Genomic DNA, 17,316 nt, shown 5'->3' on the forward strand with positions numbered 1-17,316 from the left:
ATAAAAAATACTGTTTCTAGTGTTTACATTATATCAATATACTTTAAGTAAACAAAAAACTTCTCAAACCAATGGTTACCCACAATTCTGAGAAGTTTCTCACTATCTATCCACTTACATCCCAACAACATCTTCTTCCATTAACCAACCGATCGCTATGCCATTACTTCCTAACAGATATGCCTCTTGCGTGACTTCTTTCTTTTCCATCACATCAAAGGCTAACCCCTTGACCCAGGGTGCCATTCTCTCGCCTGTTTGCCAAGTCGTTGCTCGGTTGGATACGATGACTTTTTCGGTTGGTTTCTTTTCTTCTTTGGCCCATTCTGAATCTAGCCTTTTCAGAGTGCCGACATTCTCTTTCTCAATGCCAATCTTTCTAGCTTCCATTCTTTCTAAGTATTTCGGATAACCTAGTGCTGCATAATCATACTTCGCTCCACCAACCCGAAACAGACCTTTAACCGCCTCTTTAAAGCCTTTCTTACCACTAACCTTATACGTTCCTCCAAGTCTCAGTAAGTAGACCCAATCCTCTAAGAAATCCTCCACAGAAGTGTAGCGAATATAATGTCCACCTTCGTTACTTGGTCGTTGACTACCCTTAGTCTTCTTAATTTGAGGGTTACCGACATAACTATCCGACCACGTCATCCCACCCCAATTATTATCTTTTCTTGAGACGTTGGAACTTCCCCATACCCCTTCAAAGTGCAACATCACAATCAGCAAACTCGGCAAGATATCATATTGCTTAGCTAAAGTTAACACTTTAGCCATATGCGCCTTTGATAACATGGACCCTAAGTAAGTCATGGCTGGTTCTGCTTGGTTGATAGGTTTTCTCACAACATCTAAAAACACTTGGTTGACTTCCTTTTGGACTAACTGCGCGTCATATCCAACCGCAATGAGTTTCCCTATTCGTTCTTGTCCAGAACCCCACTTTCCAGCAATCACTTCTTGAACAATGACTTCAACCGCTTTTTTCACTTCGCCGACAATCTGATACTTGGGTCTGGCGTATCCCATAATTCGCTTATCATTCCATAGGAAAGTATTTCGTTGAACGCGTTCGTTACTATTGCCTTCAATTGTCGTCACCCGGTTATTTTCAACTGACTCGACAAACCCAATGTGATCCGCCCAACCATTCCCATCCCAATCAAAGGTAATAATATCTCCCGCTTTAGGGAACTGCCTGCCTAACCAAATCCCTTTCTCCTTGAATATATCAATATGACGTTGAACACCGCATTCTCGACCAATCAATTCCGTCGCCCCTGCCTTGTCGGCAATCACCGTTACAAAGGCATCACACCAATCATCTGTAAACTTGACCATATACCCCATGGGAACAGGTCTGACTGAATTATAGTCATTAATCAAGCCTTTAAAGCGACTGGTTCCCTCACTCACTCCGATATAACTTTGGGCTACTTTAAGCAGCGACTGTACTGTGACCATCTCCGTTACCTCCATGATAATATTTACTTGATATTTGTAGAATTGTTCCGACAAAGGCTGCGAACATATTAATCGTTGAAACAACTACCTCAGTGCTTGCATATCCATATAACTCACCTAAACTTTGGAACAAGACCGCCACGGCTGGTAGGACAATTAAGACAAACCACTTCAACAAGTCATAGGTCTTGTTAGCTAAACGCATACGATATGATCTCCTTTACTTGGTTGGTTAGTGATAAAGTATCCATCTCTAATGTATGAAGCTTCGTATCATGGATGTTCACGCGTTGGGTTAAGTCGTGAATACCGTGTTTACTCGTTTCAATCTCTGTTTGCATTGTGTCTAGGCGGTTAATTAGATTCTGAATGGATGTAATTAAACTCACCATCTTTGTAATAAGTGTCACGACCGCAATCATTGCTCCTGCTAAACTCCCTAACTCAATAACAGACATATTTCTCCTCCTTTTTTGTAAAAAAATAAGCCCCGCTAATCGGTTTAGCGAGGCAATGAGTTGCAATACTTATGCAGCAATGTAGATATCTTCAACCGTACGGCTAACGTAGCGAGCTCCTACACCTTCAGCATATGAGTCTCCGTTGTCTCCAACGAATATCTCAGCACCAGCGATTGTGTCGATTGCTGATTGAACATCTTGTGATGTTAAGCCTAGTTTAGGGTTACGTAATGTAACTTTCTTGCTTGAGCCTGCTTCGTCTTTGAATAATAATTCTAAGTTATATGTATCTTGCATGAATTGTTCCTCCCTTCTCTCGTTTATTCATGAATATCAAGCCTTGTTACGCAAAAGCATAAGTTTGAACGGCTTGAACTGCTCCGATTGGTTCGTCAATCACACTTTGTAGTGCGTTACGAACTGATTCAACTTCTGCTGGATCCGCATCTTGCGTTAAGTCATTTAACGTCACTGTTGTCTTCTTCTCAGTGATTGGGTCAATGGCAGTTAGTTTTAAACTAGCTGATAAGAACTCTTTGTTCATACTATCTCCTCCTTCTTCATTCGCTCTGTAAGGTTAAGCAACTTACACCCCTATAAACGTAAATCAGAGAGAAAGTGTCACCCCTTATTTTGAAATTAGTTTGAAAGGGGGTCTGAAAGAGTGTCTCGCTTCAAGCTCAGTGGTTAAAAATTAGTTTTTAGTTTGTTGAATCGATCGAAGAACGAATCGTAGTGCGAATCGTGGTACGATTCTTCATTATCATTCTCATTCTCATTCTCATTTTCAATAGCATTATCATTAACATTGTCATTATCATTCATAGGAATTAGTACGACTTTTGTGTTTGCTTTCAGTTACGAGTCGGGGTTTTGGTGGTGAAGAATTTTTAAAAGGTGATGTTAACTCAAAAAAACACAACATTACTTTCATACAGAAAAGTAATGTTGTGTGTTATATTGACTATTTTAGTTTATATTCACATTGTTCTGTTGCATTATATTGAAGTAACTAAATAAACACACTTTATAATTTTATAGACTTGATTCCGAAGTCTAAGTATTCTGGAAAGTTAACATTAGAATAACTTCCCTTTTTTAATAAAAAATCTCTTGCTTCATCACTATCCATTTCATAAATATAGCGTCTATTCATATTAGCTCCTTGTAAATAATATAATACTTATTTCGAACACTCGATACATCAAACAACGAACCTCAGTCTAGTTATACTTTGTAAAAACTAACGCTTGTGTTTATTATCTTTTTGTAAAATTATATAACTTTACAAAAAAACAACCACCCTAATTTATCACTCCATAAATAAGATAAGAATATTATTGCAAATACTTAAACAGTCTACTATCAATTGGCTCTTTAAATTTCAACTCCATCTCAACAACACTCTTGCTCTTACCGTCATCAATAGGCTTATCCACTTGATTTATTGTGTCTACCTTAGGTTGCACCTCACCTAAGTAATAGAAGTCAATTCCTTCATCGTCTGATTTCTTAACGAAGACATGAATTGCCCAATCTTCTGGTCCTTGCATTATTTGAATTTCTGGAGATGTTAATTTACGGCCTGCTTTACTAACCCAGTGCATTGTAGTCTCATCAAGCAAAGCATCCTCATAGGCTATCTCCGCACCTTGAAAGTCTTCCCCTTTATCCAGAGTAACAAAAATAATAAATACTTTTTGTTCATTGTCTCGAACATAACCTCCAATATTTTGATCGACGACTTGTTCTTTCCAGCCTAATAAACGAATTGTATCCCGTCGATAATACTTTTGATAACGTGTTAGTGGCATTGTATGATCAAAATCTTTACTTAATAAATAAGCAGTTTTGAGGACATCCTCAACCAAATCAATGAAGTACTTTGATTTCATTGCAGCAATAAATGGTTCAGTAAGCTTAATTGCATCTCCAACTTCTTCGATTATTTCTGCTCCTTTATAAGCCATCTTCATTGTTCCTGTGTAGAAATCTAATGATAATGTTCTGAGAACCGAATTCACTATTCTGTTTGAATTATTCAATTCAGATTTTTGGAATAGATCAATAACTTCCTCTCTACTCATTCTATAATCTGATGTTTCCATCAATGCCTTTACTAATACGATTTCATGGATCCTTTTACCTGCTATTATTTCTCGGGAAAGGAATTTTAATAGCTTATTATCTATCTCCGATAGCTCAATCTCAGTGTCTTTCATTTTTTTAACAAATTCATGATAATTATCTGAACGGTTCATAATAATCAATGGATCCAGTGTATTCGTTTCTTTAAAATCAGATAATTTTGGTACCCTATTTAGCCGCTCCTTCAACTTAGTGTACGACTTTCTTAATTCTGAGATAGTATCTAATTTCGCTTGATCAATAGAGGCAAAGATTCGTTCTTTAGCTACTTGTTCAAAGTTTATAGAAGACAGTCCTGTGATATAACTCGTCTCAAATGTATCACGTCTTAAGTTGTCTTTATTTCCTGATATATCTCCTGATAATGCCATAGGAATCATATAGTTATTCTTATAATTACCAATGAAGTCTACTATCGTTACAAACTCTTTTGACTTATGTTTACGTAATCCACGTCCCATTTGTTGGATAAAGATAATACTTGATTGCGTATTACGCAACATCACAACTTGATTTACCATTGGGATATCAATACCTTCATTGAAAATATCAACAGTAAAGATATATTCTATCTCTCCATTTTCCAATCGTTCAATCTCATATTCACGTTCTTCGATAGAATGATCACCAGTTAGATGAGATGATCGTATACCAAAGTGGTTAAACCTTTCTGCTAATAACTCAGCTTCATTTTTTCGACTACAAAATACTAAACCACGAACTTTATTACGCGAGACTCCATAATATTTCAACTTATCAATTAAAAATTTTACGCGGTCATTCATCGTAAGGTATTTTAAATCAGTCACCTCTGAAATGACTTCTCCATCTTTTTCGTAGTCGGTGACACCAAAGTAATGGAACGGGCTTAGTAAATCTTCCTCCAATGCTTCTTGAAGCCGAATCTCATGAGCGGTATTGTAATCAAATAATTCAAAAATATTAACCTTATCTGTTCGTTCCGGTGTTGCTGTTACCCCTAGTAGAAATTTAGGTTCAAAGTAGTCTATTGTTTGAATATATGATTTAGCACCAGCTTTATGCACTTCATCGATGAGAATATAATCAAATTCATTTCGATGGAACATCTCTTGATACTCTGGCTTTGAGATAGTTTGAATTGTTGCGAATAGATATTTTGCATCAATTTCTTTTCGATTTCCAGATAGAATGCCGTAATCAGAGCTACTTCCTCCAATAACCCTTTGGAAAGATCGCATTGCGTCCTTTAATATCTGTTCTCTATGAACAATGAACAACATTTTATTGGGCTTCGCATTAAGAACATCAAAAGCAGCAAGATAGGTTTTCCCTGTACCTGTCGCTGATATCACAAGTCCTTTTTGTTCGCCAGATTCTCGTAATGCCTCAAGTTTCGAGAGTGCGACTATTTGCATTTTATTTGGGACAATATAATTTTCATTAAGTGGTGGATCCTTAATAACTATCGCATTATTTATCGCTTCTGGTTGATAATTTTCACGATAGTCTTTTATCCACTCTTTTGTTAAAGGTAGTGCCTGTTCCCACTGTTCTTCTAGATGCTCCTGCATCTGATGAATAATTTCACCATGGTTATATGAAGTCAATCTAACATTCCATTCATAGTTTAACTTTAACGCACTCATTGTTAAATTTGAACTACCTATGATAAAAGAGTAATAATCTTTATGTTCAAATAAGTAACCTTTAGCATGGAAACCACGCTTCTCAGATAATTTCACTTCTAAATTGGGTATTTCCATTAAAGAATCAAAAACATCAGGATTATTGAATTGTAAGTAGGTTGATGTAATCAAACGGCCTTTAATTCCCCGACGATTTAAATCTGATAAGTATGTTTTAATCGCATTGAGTCCGTCCTGAGTAACAAAAGCAATTGAAAATATGAAGGATATACATTTTTCAGTCTCATCTTGCAAACTATTAAGTAAAAATTCTCTCTTTTCTGGTTGATTAATAATTAGTTTGGGATCGTATTGTGATCCGATTTCTCTTCGATTAATAAAAGCTTTTCGTAAAGATTGCTCTAATAGGTCCATAATTTACCTCAACTTAACTTTAATTGACTTAATTTTTCGACTGTTGGAATATCAGCCGGTGCCCAATCCAATGATTTGATTACTCTTGGGTCTAACCATTTGATATGGACATGCTCTGTTAGAACTGGTTCCCCTGCTTCTAAGCGGCATATAATCGTTGTGAGATTCACAATGCCAAAATCGTATTCATAGCTTACTACATCAAAAATATTGTCTTCAACCTTGACTTCAATCTTTAATTCCTCGATCAGCTCTCGTCGTAGAGCTTCCTGAGGTGTCTCTCCTGCTTCAATCTTACCACCGGGAAATTCCCATAAATATGGCAATGATTTTTCTCCACCTCGTTGCGCACATAATATTTTATTATCTTTAATTAAAATAGCTCCTACTACATCGATTGTCTTAGTCATCTTCTCACCTTATCCTTATATATCATAAAATTTAATTCACATCATTATAGTTATTATTCTATATAAAAAAACACTTATATTCTACTGTATAAGTAATTAATAGACGATCATGTAGACTATTATTCTTGATTTCCTAAATAAATCTACATAATTTATCTTTCTAACATCGTATTGGACACTATTCACCGCTAGTGTATATGGATGGCTTTGATACACAGCTCAGCGTCTTCATATGTGTCATCATTTTCTAATTGAGTTTAATATCAATGAATCAATCAACCACTACCAACCCCATCAATGCGGACAGTAAGAATGCTTGATGGCTTGATACTTTACAGCCCTTTAAATCCTCGATTGCTACAATTAAGTTCTCGAAGCTAGATGTACTCATATTAACGTTTTTTAAAGGTGTTTGGTCAAACGTCGCATCATTCAGATTACAGTTGTCAAAGACAACATTGTTTAATTTACACTCAAAGAAGTCAGATTCTTTTAATGATGATCCGGTAAAGATTATTTTTTCGAATTTATCAAAGGAGAAAGACGCTAAATCTAGCACCGTATTTTTAAACTCAACATTACCAATACTCGTTTCAAGAAAACGCGCACCAAGTAACTTACAATTCACAAATTCAACACGATGAATCGATGCTTTACTTAAGTCAACATTAGAGAAATCACAATTCACAAACCTTACATCAGTTGCATCCATCTCACTCAAATCCATATTTGTGAACACACAGTCGCTTATTTGACACTTATAAAACCGAAACGTCTCCACTACCTTATGAGTGAAATCTAATTGCTTAATTTCACCGCCATCACACTCAATGATTGATCTATCTTTATCAAAAATTGCATCTAATTCTAGTGTCATTAATTCATCTGTTAGCTCAGGGTGATTGATTTTCATCGGATACCTTCTTTCAATTGTTCAAGTTTACTGTGTATTGTAGCATACACAAAGTAATTATTGATTTCTCTATTTCAAAAAATAAAGGCTTATAAAACATCATTTTACTTAGCGAGGACTATCCCTAGTATAAATACATTTGTCGTTTATTCACACTTACCACGTTCCATGAATGCGTATTATCGTTTATTCACACTTACCAAGTCCCATAAATGCGTATTACCGTTTATTCGCACTTACCAAGTCTCATAAATGCGTATTACCGTTTATTCGCACTTATCAAGTCTCATAAATACGTATTACCGTTTATTCACACTTACCAAGTCTCATAAGTGCGTATTACCGTTTATTCACACTTACCAAATCTCATAAGTGCGTATTACCGTTTATTCGCACTTATCAAGTCCCATAAATGCGTATTACCGTTTATTCGTACTTACCAAGTCTCATAATTACGTATTACCGTTTATTCGCACTTACCACGTTCCATAAGTGCGTATTACCGTTTATTCGCGCTTACCACGTTCCATAAGTGCGTATTACAATTTATCACCGCATACACAAAAAAAGCAGGACAATCACAGTCAAAAACTGCGTCTGTCCTACTTTTTTAAACTTTCTTACTAGATAAGCCTTTCTGGAAGCAGATAACGCCTAATATGGTTGAGATTAAACTTAACGCTAAAGCATACTTAATGGAAAACTGCCCGATAATCCATCCCCCAACGACCCCACCAATAATCGCACCCGTCGTTTGAAACGCAGCTAAAAAGGCTTGACCTTTCGTCTTATCATTACCTTCCATAAGCGTATTCGTGTAGTAAACACACGCTACAATATAGATGGCGAAGGCTAAAGCTTGAGTCAATTGAGCCAAGTAGAACACATAAATCGAACCCGCTAATAACGTAATTAATGCTTTGATAACAAAAAACACACTTGAAAATTTCAGCGCCGTCTCATGGGTGATTTTCTTTGTTATTCGTGTGTAGAATACCATCGTCGGTACCTCAACGAGTGCAGCAAGCGAGAACGCAAAGCCCATCTCAGTTGATCCGCCTCCGAGATTGTCGACGATTTGGAACATAAAAGTATTGATAATATTGTGGCTAATAAATAAGTTAAGCGCTCCGAATAGAACCCACGGGAAAGTTGGATATTTCTTAAAGAAAGGTGTCTCTATATGATCTAGTGGCGCTTGGTCGACATTTGTATTAACGACCCAACGCTGCTTCTCATCATTCACTAAGTATTTTTTGTTGACCAAGGTGTTGGCTAAAAAGTAGATGAAAGCACCCAATAACCCCACATAGATAATCGCATCCGTTCCCCAGCGAGACACCAACAAACCTACTCCAGTCGAAGTGACTGCAAACATAAAGCTCCCCATCGCACGGCTCACACCAAAATTAACATTGTACCCCTTATCGATTAAAAACATAATTAAGGAATTATGAAAAGGCATCAAAACTGCTAACAAAGCGAGTGCCATCGTATAGAGCGCAAATAATATAATGACATTTTCTTTAAAAAACAAGATAGCTACTAAACTTGTGACGACTAGGAGCAAAGTAATGGCGATATAATGGTAGAGTGAAAACTTTTTGCTTCGATCGGCCATATTAGCCAACACGGGTTGAGTTAAGGTAGCGATAAGATTAGCCAACGCAACCATATTCCCAACCATCACTTCATTCATATCATTCGCCAATAGAAAGACCATACTGAAGGAGGATACAGCTCCCATAATCATATCGTAGGAGCCCGTGATTGCTGATGTATTGTAGTTTATTTTATTATCCATGTTTACCTGCTTTATCGTTTTTGTGTTGAATCATTCACTCAATTGTATCTACTTTGCCTACAGTAAGCAATCAAAGAATAACTCGTTTTATTCAACAAAAAAGGATGTTGGCACATACTACCAACACCCTTTTAGTGACATGTTACTTGTTTAATTCATTCATATGAAACTCAAGATGCTCTTCGATAAACGTCGCAATCGTATAGTAGCTATGGTCATGCCCGTTTTGCATACGAAGCGCCAATGGATAATCAACTTCTTTAGCTATATCAACGAGTTTAGTTGGTTGTAATTCGTTTGGGTAGAAGGAATCAGCGTCACCTTGATCGATTAGGATAGGTACGGCTTTACCTGAATAGTCTTTCATTAACTTTGTTGCATCCCACTCTGCCCACGCTTCTTTATCATCTCCAAGATAGTTCTCAAAGGCTTTGATACCCCACGGAACTTCACTTGGATTCACAATCGGCGCAAATGCTGTGATGGATTGGAAGCGGTCAGGATTGCGTAAACCTAAAACTAACGCTCCGTGACCTCCCATTGAATGACCCGAGATAAATTCAGGTCCATCCAAAGCAAATTCAGCTCGGACTAGATCTGTTAATTCTTCCATAATGTAGTCATACATCTGATAATTGGCTGCCCAAGGCTCTTGCGTTGCATTCAGATAGAAGCCAGCACCTTGCCCTAAATCATACGCCTCTGAATCAGCTATGTCTTCACCACGCGGACTCGTGTCTGGCATAATCATCGCAATTCCTAGACGCGCTGCTGCTCTTTGTGCGCCTGCCTTATGCGTGAAATTATCATCTGTACACGTTAATCCTGACAACCACCATAGTAAAGGCGGTTCAGGAAATTTTTCTTTATTGGGTAAGAACAAACTGAACGTCATCGGACAGTCTAATAAGTCTGACTGATGACGATATTTGTATTGCATCCCGTCAAAACTACGGTGTTCTTCTAAAATTTCTACGTTCGACATACTATCTCCTCCTCATAATCATCTGAATGGAATCAATCAACTTAATAAGATAGAACCGTTCGAATTGATTCACCTTTATGTAATAGATCAAATGCTTCGTTAATAGCATCAAATTCTAAGCGATGTGTAATAAATGAATCTAAATCAATTTCTCCATTCATGTAATCTAAAACCATTCCTGGTAATTCAGTTCTTCCTTTTACGCCACCAAATGCAGATCCACGCCATACGCGTCCAGTAACTAATTGGAATGGTCGAGTGCTGATTTCTTTTCCAGCTCCAGCGACACCAAGGATAATACTTTCTCCCCAGCCCTTATGACAAGACTCCAGTGCAGAACGCATCACATCCACGTTACCAATACACTCAAAACTATAATCCACACCACCATCTGTCATCTCAACAATCACTTCTTGGATTGGACGGTCATGTTCTGTGGAATTAACAAAGTCAGTCGCACCCATTTTTTTAGCTAATTCCCATTTGGCTGGGTTAATATCAATCGCAATAATACGTTTCGCATTGGCTTTTTTAAGTCCTTGGATTGCTGCTAAGCCAATCGCACCTAAGCCAAATACTGCAGTAACGGCACCTTCTTCAACCTTAGCCGTGTTTTTAACTGCACCCATACCTGTTGTTACACCACAACCTAGTAGACACACCTTATCTAATGGCGCTTCCTCATCCACTTTGACTAAGTTGACTTCGTTAACGACCGTATATTCACTAAATGTACTTGTTCCCATATAATGGTAAACTGGCTCGCCGTTATAAGAAAAGCGCGTCGTTCCGTCAGGCATTAAACCTTGACCTTGAGTCTCACGAACCGCACCACAAAGGTTTGTTTTACCAGAAAGACAGAACTTACACTTGCCACATTCTGCGGTATAAAGCGGAATAACGTGGTCGCCTGCTTTTACAGATGTCACACCTTCACCGACAGATACGACAACGCCCCCACCTTCATGGCCTAAGACGGCTGGGAATACGCCCTCTGGGTCATCTCCAGATAATGTGAACGCGTCTGTATGACACACTGATGTATATAATATTTTAACCATCACTTCATTTGCTTTTGGCTCTTCAACATCGATTTCAACGATTTTAAGTGGTTCACCTGGACCAAATGCTACTGCTGCTTTACTCTTCATTATTTATCCTACTTTCGCTATGCATAATTTGTTAATCATCTCATTATAACAAGTGCGAATAAAATAGCTAATAGAACCCTTTTTAACTTTAAGGTACTTGAAGATAGACTCAAGAATTCCGGTAATTACATTAAGTTACACCTTTCAACACCTCGTGTTGCGTGATATAATATGATTGAGGTGATCGATATGTTAAAAACAAAAACGAGAATGCAAGGAAGCTCTGTCGTTGTCACATTACCATCTGCAACAGATTTTAAAGTTAATCCTAATGAAGAATATATCGTTGATTATTCTGATGATGGTTCTATTACACTCGTCCCAAAAATTAATAATCCTTTTGCAGTAGCTGAGAGTGGTGCCTTTTATGAAAAAGATACGTGGGAAAAAATGTCACCTACTGGGAATGAAATATGATAAATTTTTCTAATTCAGCTTATGTTCCACGAAAAGGGGATATCGTTTGGATTGATTTTTCTCCTTCCTCGGGTCATGAAATTCAAAAACGTCGCCCAGGCCTTGTTATCTCTAATTATCAATTTAATAATTCAACCCAATTTGCGGTAATTTGTCCTATAACGAGTACTTTAAAGAAGTTTCCTACACGTTATACATTACCTAATGAGATGAGTATTGCTGGTCAAATCATCCTCTCACAACTCAAATCTCTTGATTTTACTTCTCGAAGAATCGAATTCGTCGAAAAGTTACCTCATTCAGATTTAGCTCAAATTGATCAAATCATCCAATATATATTCTAAAACAACTTGAAAACACTCTGGAATATTGGGTTTACCCTCCTTATGCATTTGTTCCAGAGTCTTTATTATTGATTTACTTATCTCATAAAAAGAAACCCATTTTTCTCTCTTTAAATTGTCTACCAGTTGTAAATTGGATGAAACAAATCTTTAAAAGATTCCAATAATTTGGGATAAGTAAGCATAAGAAAAAAGATTCTGCGAAAATAGTGTCATTTTCACGGAATCTTTTTTTATTGTTGCTACTTTTCCACTCCAAACGACTGATTTCCTCATCTGTTATGACGACATCCCAAACTACGTAACTGATTCGCTGAGTCTGATAGACAAAGTTCGCAACCCTTAATATATCTGCTTTGAATGCCTCCCAATGAGGAGTACACCACCAAATCGACTATCACAAATAATTTCCTTCGTACTTTCCGTGATTGAATCATTTATCTTAAACCTCTCTTTCGTCTTCAACTTTATTACACCTTTAACTTTAAATAAAGCTGTTATATTTTTCCCTTCGTGTCATGCATGATAGACCCACAAGTTTTCCTTGGATAGTTGACACCCGTCAATTACAGCTTCCCTGAAAGAACGTATAGTTGTGTTAACAAAACAAATACAAAAGGACGTGACGACATGCAACGCATTATATTATCAAACAAAAATTCGATCACTTTAGCTTCAGCTATACTCATTATTTCAGGATTTATTGCCTATTATGGCTTCTCTAATCACTTAATATTTGAAACGACATTCATTATCGCCTCCATCATCGGTGTTGCACCGATTGCGATTCAAGCTTATCAAGCCTTAAAAGTAAAAGTCGTTTCAATCGATGTGTTAGTGACCATTGCCGTTATCGGTGCGTTCATTATCCAAAACTATGAAGAATCAGCAATTGTCACTTTTTTATTCCTATTTGGGTCTTATTTAGAACAAAGAACATTGAATCGGACACGATCAGCCATTAAAGAATTAACAGAAATGGCACCAGAAGTTGCTTTAGTTCAACAAGCTGACGATTCTTGGGAAGAAACGGACGTTGACTTTGTTGATGAAGGTGACATCATCATGGTTCGAACTGGTGGTAAAGTGCCGGTAGATGGAACCGTCATCTCAGGTTCTGGCCATATCAATGAAGCATCGATTACAGGCGAATCAGAGACGGTCTCTAAAGAAGCAGGTTCTGAGGCATTCGCTGGAACGATTTTAGAGAATGGGACCATTCAGATGCGTGCGGATAAAGTGGGCGAAGATACAACCTTTGGTAAAATCATCGAACTTGTTGAAGAGGCCCAAGATTCAAAATCAGAAGCCGAACGCTTTATCGACCGCTTCTCTAAGTGGTATACACCCGTTGTTTTAGTCTTAGGTATTCTCACTTGGCTGATAACACATAACGTTGAATTAGCTGTGACTGTTCTTGTTTTAGGATGTCCTGGTGCTTTAGTCATTGGTGTACCCGTTTCGAACGTTGCAGGAATTGGTAACGGAGCGCGTCATGGTGTTCTACTTAAAGGGTCTGAAGTGATTCAAGACTTCTCAAGCATTGACACTATCCTCTTCGATAAGACAGGAACATTAACCCTAGGTAACCCGAAAGTCGCTGAAGAAACACTTTACCCTGCTCATTCTACTCTTTCTCAATCATTACTAGCGAGTGTAGAATCAGAATCAGATCATCCACTTGCCAAAGCTATCCTTGAACACTTAGGGTCAGATATTGAATTATTCAATGTAGATGACACTGATGTTGTAAAAGGTGGAGGGATTGTCGCTCAAGTAGCCGGACACCGTGTTGCTGTAGGTAATGTTTTCTTAATGGAACAAGAAGATGTCTTATTGAGTCATGAAGTCCGACGTGATTTCGAATCTTATGAAGAACGGGGTAATTCTCTAGTCATTACAGCTATTGACGGTGAATTACATAGTTTAATCGGTATTCGCGACCAAATTCGACCAGGTGTGAAGCAACAATTGCAAGAGATGAAGTATTTAGGCGTAAAGAACTTAGTTGTTCTCTCTGGTGATAACCAAGGTACGGTTGACTTAGTCGCTCGTGAGCTGGGACTAACTGAAGCCATCGGTAATCTCTTGCCAGAAGATAAAGCAACCCACCTTGAAGAACGTCAAAGAAAAGGTGAAACCGTCGCCTTTGTTGGAGACGGTGTGAATGATGCCCCATCCTTAGCACTAGCTGACGTCGGGATTGCGATGGGATCCGGTACAGATGTCGCCATTGAAACATCGGATGTTGTCTTAATGAACTCTGACTTTGACCACTTAAATCATGCTTTAGGCTTAACTCAAGCAACAAGTGCCAACATGAAGCAGAATATTCTAATTGCGATTGGTGTCGTTGTAGTACTTTTAGTTGGTCTATTCTTCAGTGACTGGGTCTCAATGTCTATTGGTATGTTAGTTCACGAAGCTTCAATCCTAGTTGTCATTTTCAACGCCATGAGATTATTAAGATATAAACGCTAATACTTGATGCACATCAATGACTTAATTTTAGTCGCCGACTATACTATAGATAAATCAAAGGAGAGATAAAAATGACACAAGTAAAAGAACATTTATTAAATAACAATGAAACCATGGATTTATACACAACGGCTATCACTCGCGCTCATGTTACGAATCACCCAGAAGTCATTCAAGTCAGAGAAGAGTATGTTAATTTAATCAAGCAAGCTGAAACAGAAGATGCAAATTATGAATCGTCTTTCGACTCATTAAGAAAGTTAACAGATAACTACACAATTCCCGCAGATGCATGCCCTACTTTAACCGCCGTATACGAGCATTTACAACAAGCCGATCAATTAGAAGATGCGTAAAAAAGGAAGTTTGAGCTAGATTGAATTACCCCCTATCAAATACTCAGGGGGTAATTCAAAGGCTAAACTTCCTTTTCTTTTTATTTTGAATATAAACTGATAACGCTCCAAGTGATTAAAGTGATGAGGCCGTCTAAATAGATTAACTAGTCAGTGAACACTTTAACCACCAGTTGGAGAAGGTCTGTTTAACTGATTCATTCGATTAAGTATCAGCGTTCAATTTAATCACCACGTTAATCGGTTAAACTGATCACTTCGTTAAATCATAACTTAAATCCAAGAGGTGAGTAATGTCGTCCTCTGGAACAGACCCATCTAATACGATGCTAACCCAATGCTCTTTATTCATATGGTAGGCGGGTAAAATGGCATCTTTCTTCCTCAAGATATCTACTAGTTCTGGATCGCATTTTACATTCAGTATTTGTATTTCTCCCCCGCCATCCATATTTAACTTCTCTTTGTTCACATTCATCAGCAAGCCGTACCATTTGTTATTTTTATCATGTCTGAGTGCAGCAAAATCTGGAAATTTATTCCAAGGATAATCAGGTTCTGTTCTATAGCTATTTTTTGCATATTTTAAAACATCTTCTCTATCCATTACAAGCTCCTCCTCGTATTATTAAAAGCATCAGTATATCTCATATACTAACGCCCTCATTCTTAAAATACAAACATCTGAAACTGCGTTAAGGTCCCTTTCAAATAACCATCGCCGATAGAATTAAGTTTATACACTCAATTTCTCATTCTTTTTTTATTGTGCTAGCTAATCCAATTTATTAACACATTCCAAAAAATGCAGTTTCTCTATTTACCAAGGTTCTATATCAGATGTTAAAGATGTTTGCGCAATTGAATATGACATTTGATAGCCATTAATAGATTTTTCACGTATTATTTTACTAGGAGGTACGAAAATAAGATGAAATTTGATGAAAAAGTATTTCAATTAAGAAAAGAATCGCGCCTATCTCAGGAAGAAGTGGCAGAGCGTATGAATGTCTCTCGTCAAACAATTTCCAATTGGGAAAACGGATCGGCTCAACCAACCTTAAGTAAAGCGGTCGACTTGGCTGATTTATTTGAAGTCTCTTTAGATGAGTTGGTTGGTAAGACAGTTCGCAATATAGAAAAGACTAGCCCAATATTATCGGCCTTAGTCGGTCAAATCGTGACGATTTACTTGAATCCAGAAACGGATGCTTGGATTTCAGTGAGCAAAACGGAATTAAAGCATTGCGACGTCATAGAAGTCACCCCCAGCAATTTGAAGGTAATTATGACAGAGAAAAAGCAAAGAGTGGAACGATTATTTTTCTTAAAAGATATTATTGCTTTTAAAAAGGAAGGTGAATAGTATGTGGTGGCTATTTATAATAATGATTCTCCTAATATTATTTTCTAAAATAGATGATATTAATGAACTTTTTAAACGGAACAATCCGAACTATCGAAAAGAAAAAGAGCAGGAACGACACGAGCAATTAAATAAACAACTCGAAATTATGCAACGTTTGAAACAATTGCTTGGAGAAGAGTGTCAACTTGAAAGCAATCAACTTTATTTAATGTCGCTTCCAAATAAGGTTCAAGCGAGAATACTTGCAGTTGATGAAGGCTGGGTAGAATTTACGGTTAACAAGAAAAAGAAAATCACCCTAGTTCTCAAAATTGAAGATATCAGTGCGGTCAGTCGTATTTTGTAAAAATCGTCTGGTCTTTATATTTTCAACCATGAGTCTTTTAAACTTGCAGATGCATAAGCCAAAAGAAACTGACCCGTTGAATTGGGTCAGTTTCTTTACTTTCCTTATCTTCTTTATAGATATGTTTAAGCAAGTTGTATCACTAAACTGAGACAGTCTTGAATTTGGTTACTGGTTGAAGATTCTCACCTGTATTCATGTCGAAAAATTGTGCCTTATTCATGTTTACAGCCAGTTCTACTTTATTCTCTGGTTCGGAGTGATCACTCGAATCAATTTTTGCGATAAATTCATTGCGGTCTCTTTCTAGATTGAGCATTGTTTCCGCTTCTAATAATTCTGCTACCGTGACCATGGCTTCTAAGATTAAGTTTGGGGAAGCATCAATAAAAAGCTGTTCTGAATGAAGATCTTCTGGACGAATACCAAATGTGATGTCTTTATTTTGATATCCTTTCTCTTCTAACATTTTACGTTGAGGTTCGTGTGACTGTTTATTATTATGATTAGATTTAAAGTAAAAAGTGCTTTATTTTAAAGAGCGGACTTGTATTTTAGTTAAGCGGATTCTATTATTACAAATAGTGTCCGCTATTTGTATTTGCAGACTCTATTTATGAAA

Annotated in this window: 20 protein-coding genes; 6 read left to right on the plus strand and 14 right to left on the minus strand. The window is 37.2% G+C overall.

Annotated features, from left to right (window positions below; genetic code table 11):
• Positions 1–114: 114 nt before the first annotated feature.
• From HYQ40_05490 to HYQ40_05545, 12 genes are all read right to left on the minus strand, one after another.
• Positions 115–1,467 (minus strand): CHAP domain-containing protein, encoded by a 1,353-nt coding sequence (locus HYQ40_05490; GenBank protein MBZ6527225.1) that lies wholly within the window; start codon positions 1,465–1,467, stop codon positions 115–117.
• The gene (locus HYQ40_05495) at positions 1,442–1,672 is read right to left on the minus strand and encodes a holin (GenBank protein ID MBZ6527226.1); all 231 of its coding nucleotides are present in this window, start codon (positions 1,670–1,672) and stop codon (positions 1,442–1,444) included. The genes HYQ40_05490 and HYQ40_05495 overlap by 26 nt, the downstream gene beginning before the upstream one ends.
• On the minus strand, positions 1,659–1,925 hold the full coding sequence (locus HYQ40_05500) for a hypothetical protein (GenBank protein ID MBZ6527227.1): 267 nt from the start codon (positions 1,923–1,925) through the stop codon (positions 1,659–1,661). The genes HYQ40_05495 and HYQ40_05500 overlap by 14 nt, the downstream gene beginning before the upstream one ends.
• A gap of 69 nt (positions 1,926–1,994) precedes the next feature.
• A complete protein-coding gene (locus tag HYQ40_05505) occupies positions 1,995–2,225 on the minus strand; it encodes a DUF2922 domain-containing protein (GenBank protein MBZ6527228.1) in 231 nt (76 codons plus the stop codon).
• Between the two features lie 46 nt (positions 2,226–2,271).
• Positions 2,272–2,472 carry a hypothetical protein gene (locus tag HYQ40_05510; protein ID MBZ6527229.1) on the minus strand — a complete coding sequence of 67 codons (201 nt, stop codon included), beginning with the start codon at positions 2,470–2,472 and terminating at the stop codon, positions 2,272–2,274.
• Between the two features lie 143 nt (positions 2,473–2,615).
• A complete protein-coding gene (locus HYQ40_05515) occupies positions 2,616–2,753 on the minus strand; it encodes a hypothetical protein (protein ID MBZ6527230.1) in 138 nt (45 codons plus the stop codon).
• Between the two features lie 512 nt (positions 2,754–3,265).
• Positions 3,266–6,118, minus strand: a complete 2,853-nt coding sequence (locus tag HYQ40_05520) for a DEAD/DEAH box helicase (GenBank protein ID MBZ6527231.1) — start codon at positions 6,116–6,118, stop codon at positions 3,266–3,268.
• An 8-nt stretch (positions 6,119–6,126) separates the two neighbouring features.
• Positions 6,127–6,528, minus strand: a complete 402-nt coding sequence (locus HYQ40_05525; protein ID MBZ6527232.1) for a (deoxy)nucleoside triphosphate pyrophosphohydrolase — start codon at positions 6,526–6,528, stop codon at positions 6,127–6,129.
• Positions 6,529–6,799: 271 nt separating this feature from the next.
• Complete coding sequence (locus tag HYQ40_05530; GenBank protein ID MBZ6527233.1) at positions 6,800–7,441, minus strand: pentapeptide repeat-containing protein; 642 nt, start codon at positions 7,439–7,441, stop codon at positions 6,800–6,802.
• Positions 7,442–8,051: 610 nt separating this feature from the next.
• Positions 8,052–9,245 carry an MFS transporter gene (locus HYQ40_05535; protein MBZ6527234.1) on the minus strand — a complete coding sequence of 398 codons (1,194 nt, stop codon included), beginning with the start codon at positions 9,243–9,245 and terminating at the stop codon, positions 8,052–8,054.
• 142 nt (positions 9,246–9,387) lie between these two features.
• Positions 9,388–10,230: an S-formylglutathione hydrolase gene (gene fghA, locus HYQ40_05540; GenBank protein ID MBZ6527235.1), complete on the minus strand. Its 843-nt coding sequence runs from the start codon at positions 10,228–10,230 to the stop codon at positions 9,388–9,390.
• A gap of 41 nt (positions 10,231–10,271) precedes the next feature.
• The gene (locus HYQ40_05545; protein ID MBZ6527236.1) at positions 10,272–11,381 is read right to left on the minus strand and encodes an S-(hydroxymethyl)glutathione dehydrogenase/class III alcohol dehydrogenase; all 1,110 of its coding nucleotides are present in this window, start codon (positions 11,379–11,381) and stop codon (positions 10,272–10,274) included.
• A 189-nt stretch (positions 11,382–11,570) separates the two neighbouring features.
• Here HYQ40_05545 and HYQ40_05550 point away from each other — a divergent pair, with 189 nt between their 5' ends.
• The 4 genes from HYQ40_05550 to HYQ40_05565 all read left to right on the plus strand — a co-directional run bounded on the left by HYQ40_05550 (position 11,571) and on the right by HYQ40_05565 (position 14,979).
• The gene (locus HYQ40_05550) at positions 11,571–11,798 is read left to right on the plus strand and encodes an AbrB family transcriptional regulator (protein MBZ6527237.1); all 228 of its coding nucleotides are present in this window, start codon (positions 11,571–11,573) and stop codon (positions 11,796–11,798) included.
• Positions 11,795–12,142, plus strand: coding sequence for a type II toxin-antitoxin system PemK/MazF family toxin (locus HYQ40_05555; GenBank protein MBZ6527238.1), 348 nt, complete (start codon positions 11,795–11,797; stop codon positions 12,140–12,142). Before HYQ40_05550 ends, HYQ40_05555 begins: the two co-directional genes overlap by 4 nt.
• A 630-nt stretch (positions 12,143–12,772) precedes the next feature.
• A complete protein-coding gene (locus tag HYQ40_05560) occupies positions 12,773–14,623 on the plus strand; it encodes a heavy metal translocating P-type ATPase (GenBank protein MBZ6527239.1) in 1,851 nt (616 codons plus the stop codon).
• 71 nt (positions 14,624–14,694) lie between these two features.
• Positions 14,695–14,979 carry an iron-sulfur cluster repair di-iron protein, ric gene (locus HYQ40_05565; protein ID MBZ6527240.1) on the plus strand — a complete coding sequence of 95 codons (285 nt, stop codon included), beginning with the start codon at positions 14,695–14,697 and terminating at the stop codon, positions 14,977–14,979.
• 253 nt (positions 14,980–15,232) lie between these two features.
• On the opposite strand, the gene HYQ40_05570 is transcribed toward HYQ40_05565, so the two are convergent.
• The gene (locus HYQ40_05570; GenBank protein MBZ6527241.1) at positions 15,233–15,586 is read right to left on the minus strand and encodes an MmcQ/YjbR family DNA-binding protein; all 354 of its coding nucleotides are present in this window, start codon (positions 15,584–15,586) and stop codon (positions 15,233–15,235) included.
• Between the two features lie 324 nt (positions 15,587–15,910).
• Here HYQ40_05570 and HYQ40_05575 point away from each other — a divergent pair, with 324 nt between their 5' ends.
• Together HYQ40_05575 and HYQ40_05580 are read left to right on the plus strand one after the other, a co-directional pair.
• Positions 15,911–16,345: a helix-turn-helix domain-containing protein gene (locus HYQ40_05575; GenBank protein ID MBZ6527242.1), complete on the plus strand. Its 435-nt coding sequence runs from the start codon at positions 15,911–15,913 to the stop codon at positions 16,343–16,345.
• Between the two features lies 1 nt (position 16,346).
• The gene (locus tag HYQ40_05580; GenBank protein ID MBZ6527243.1) at positions 16,347–16,694 is read left to right on the plus strand and encodes a hypothetical protein; all 348 of its coding nucleotides are present in this window, start codon (positions 16,347–16,349) and stop codon (positions 16,692–16,694) included.
• A gap of 142 nt (positions 16,695–16,836) precedes the next feature.
• Here the strand turns inward: HYQ40_05580 and HYQ40_05585 are convergent, their stop codons facing one another.
• The gene (locus tag HYQ40_05585) at positions 16,837–17,163 is read right to left on the minus strand and encodes a hypothetical protein (protein MBZ6527244.1); all 327 of its coding nucleotides are present in this window, start codon (positions 17,161–17,163) and stop codon (positions 16,837–16,839) included.
• Between the last annotated feature and the right edge of the window lie 153 nt (positions 17,164–17,316).

It is taken from the genome of Aerococcaceae bacterium DSM 111021 (genome assembly GCA_020112395.1).
Taxonomy (GTDB): domain Bacteria; phylum Bacillota; class Bacilli; order Lactobacillales; family Aerococcaceae; genus Ruoffia.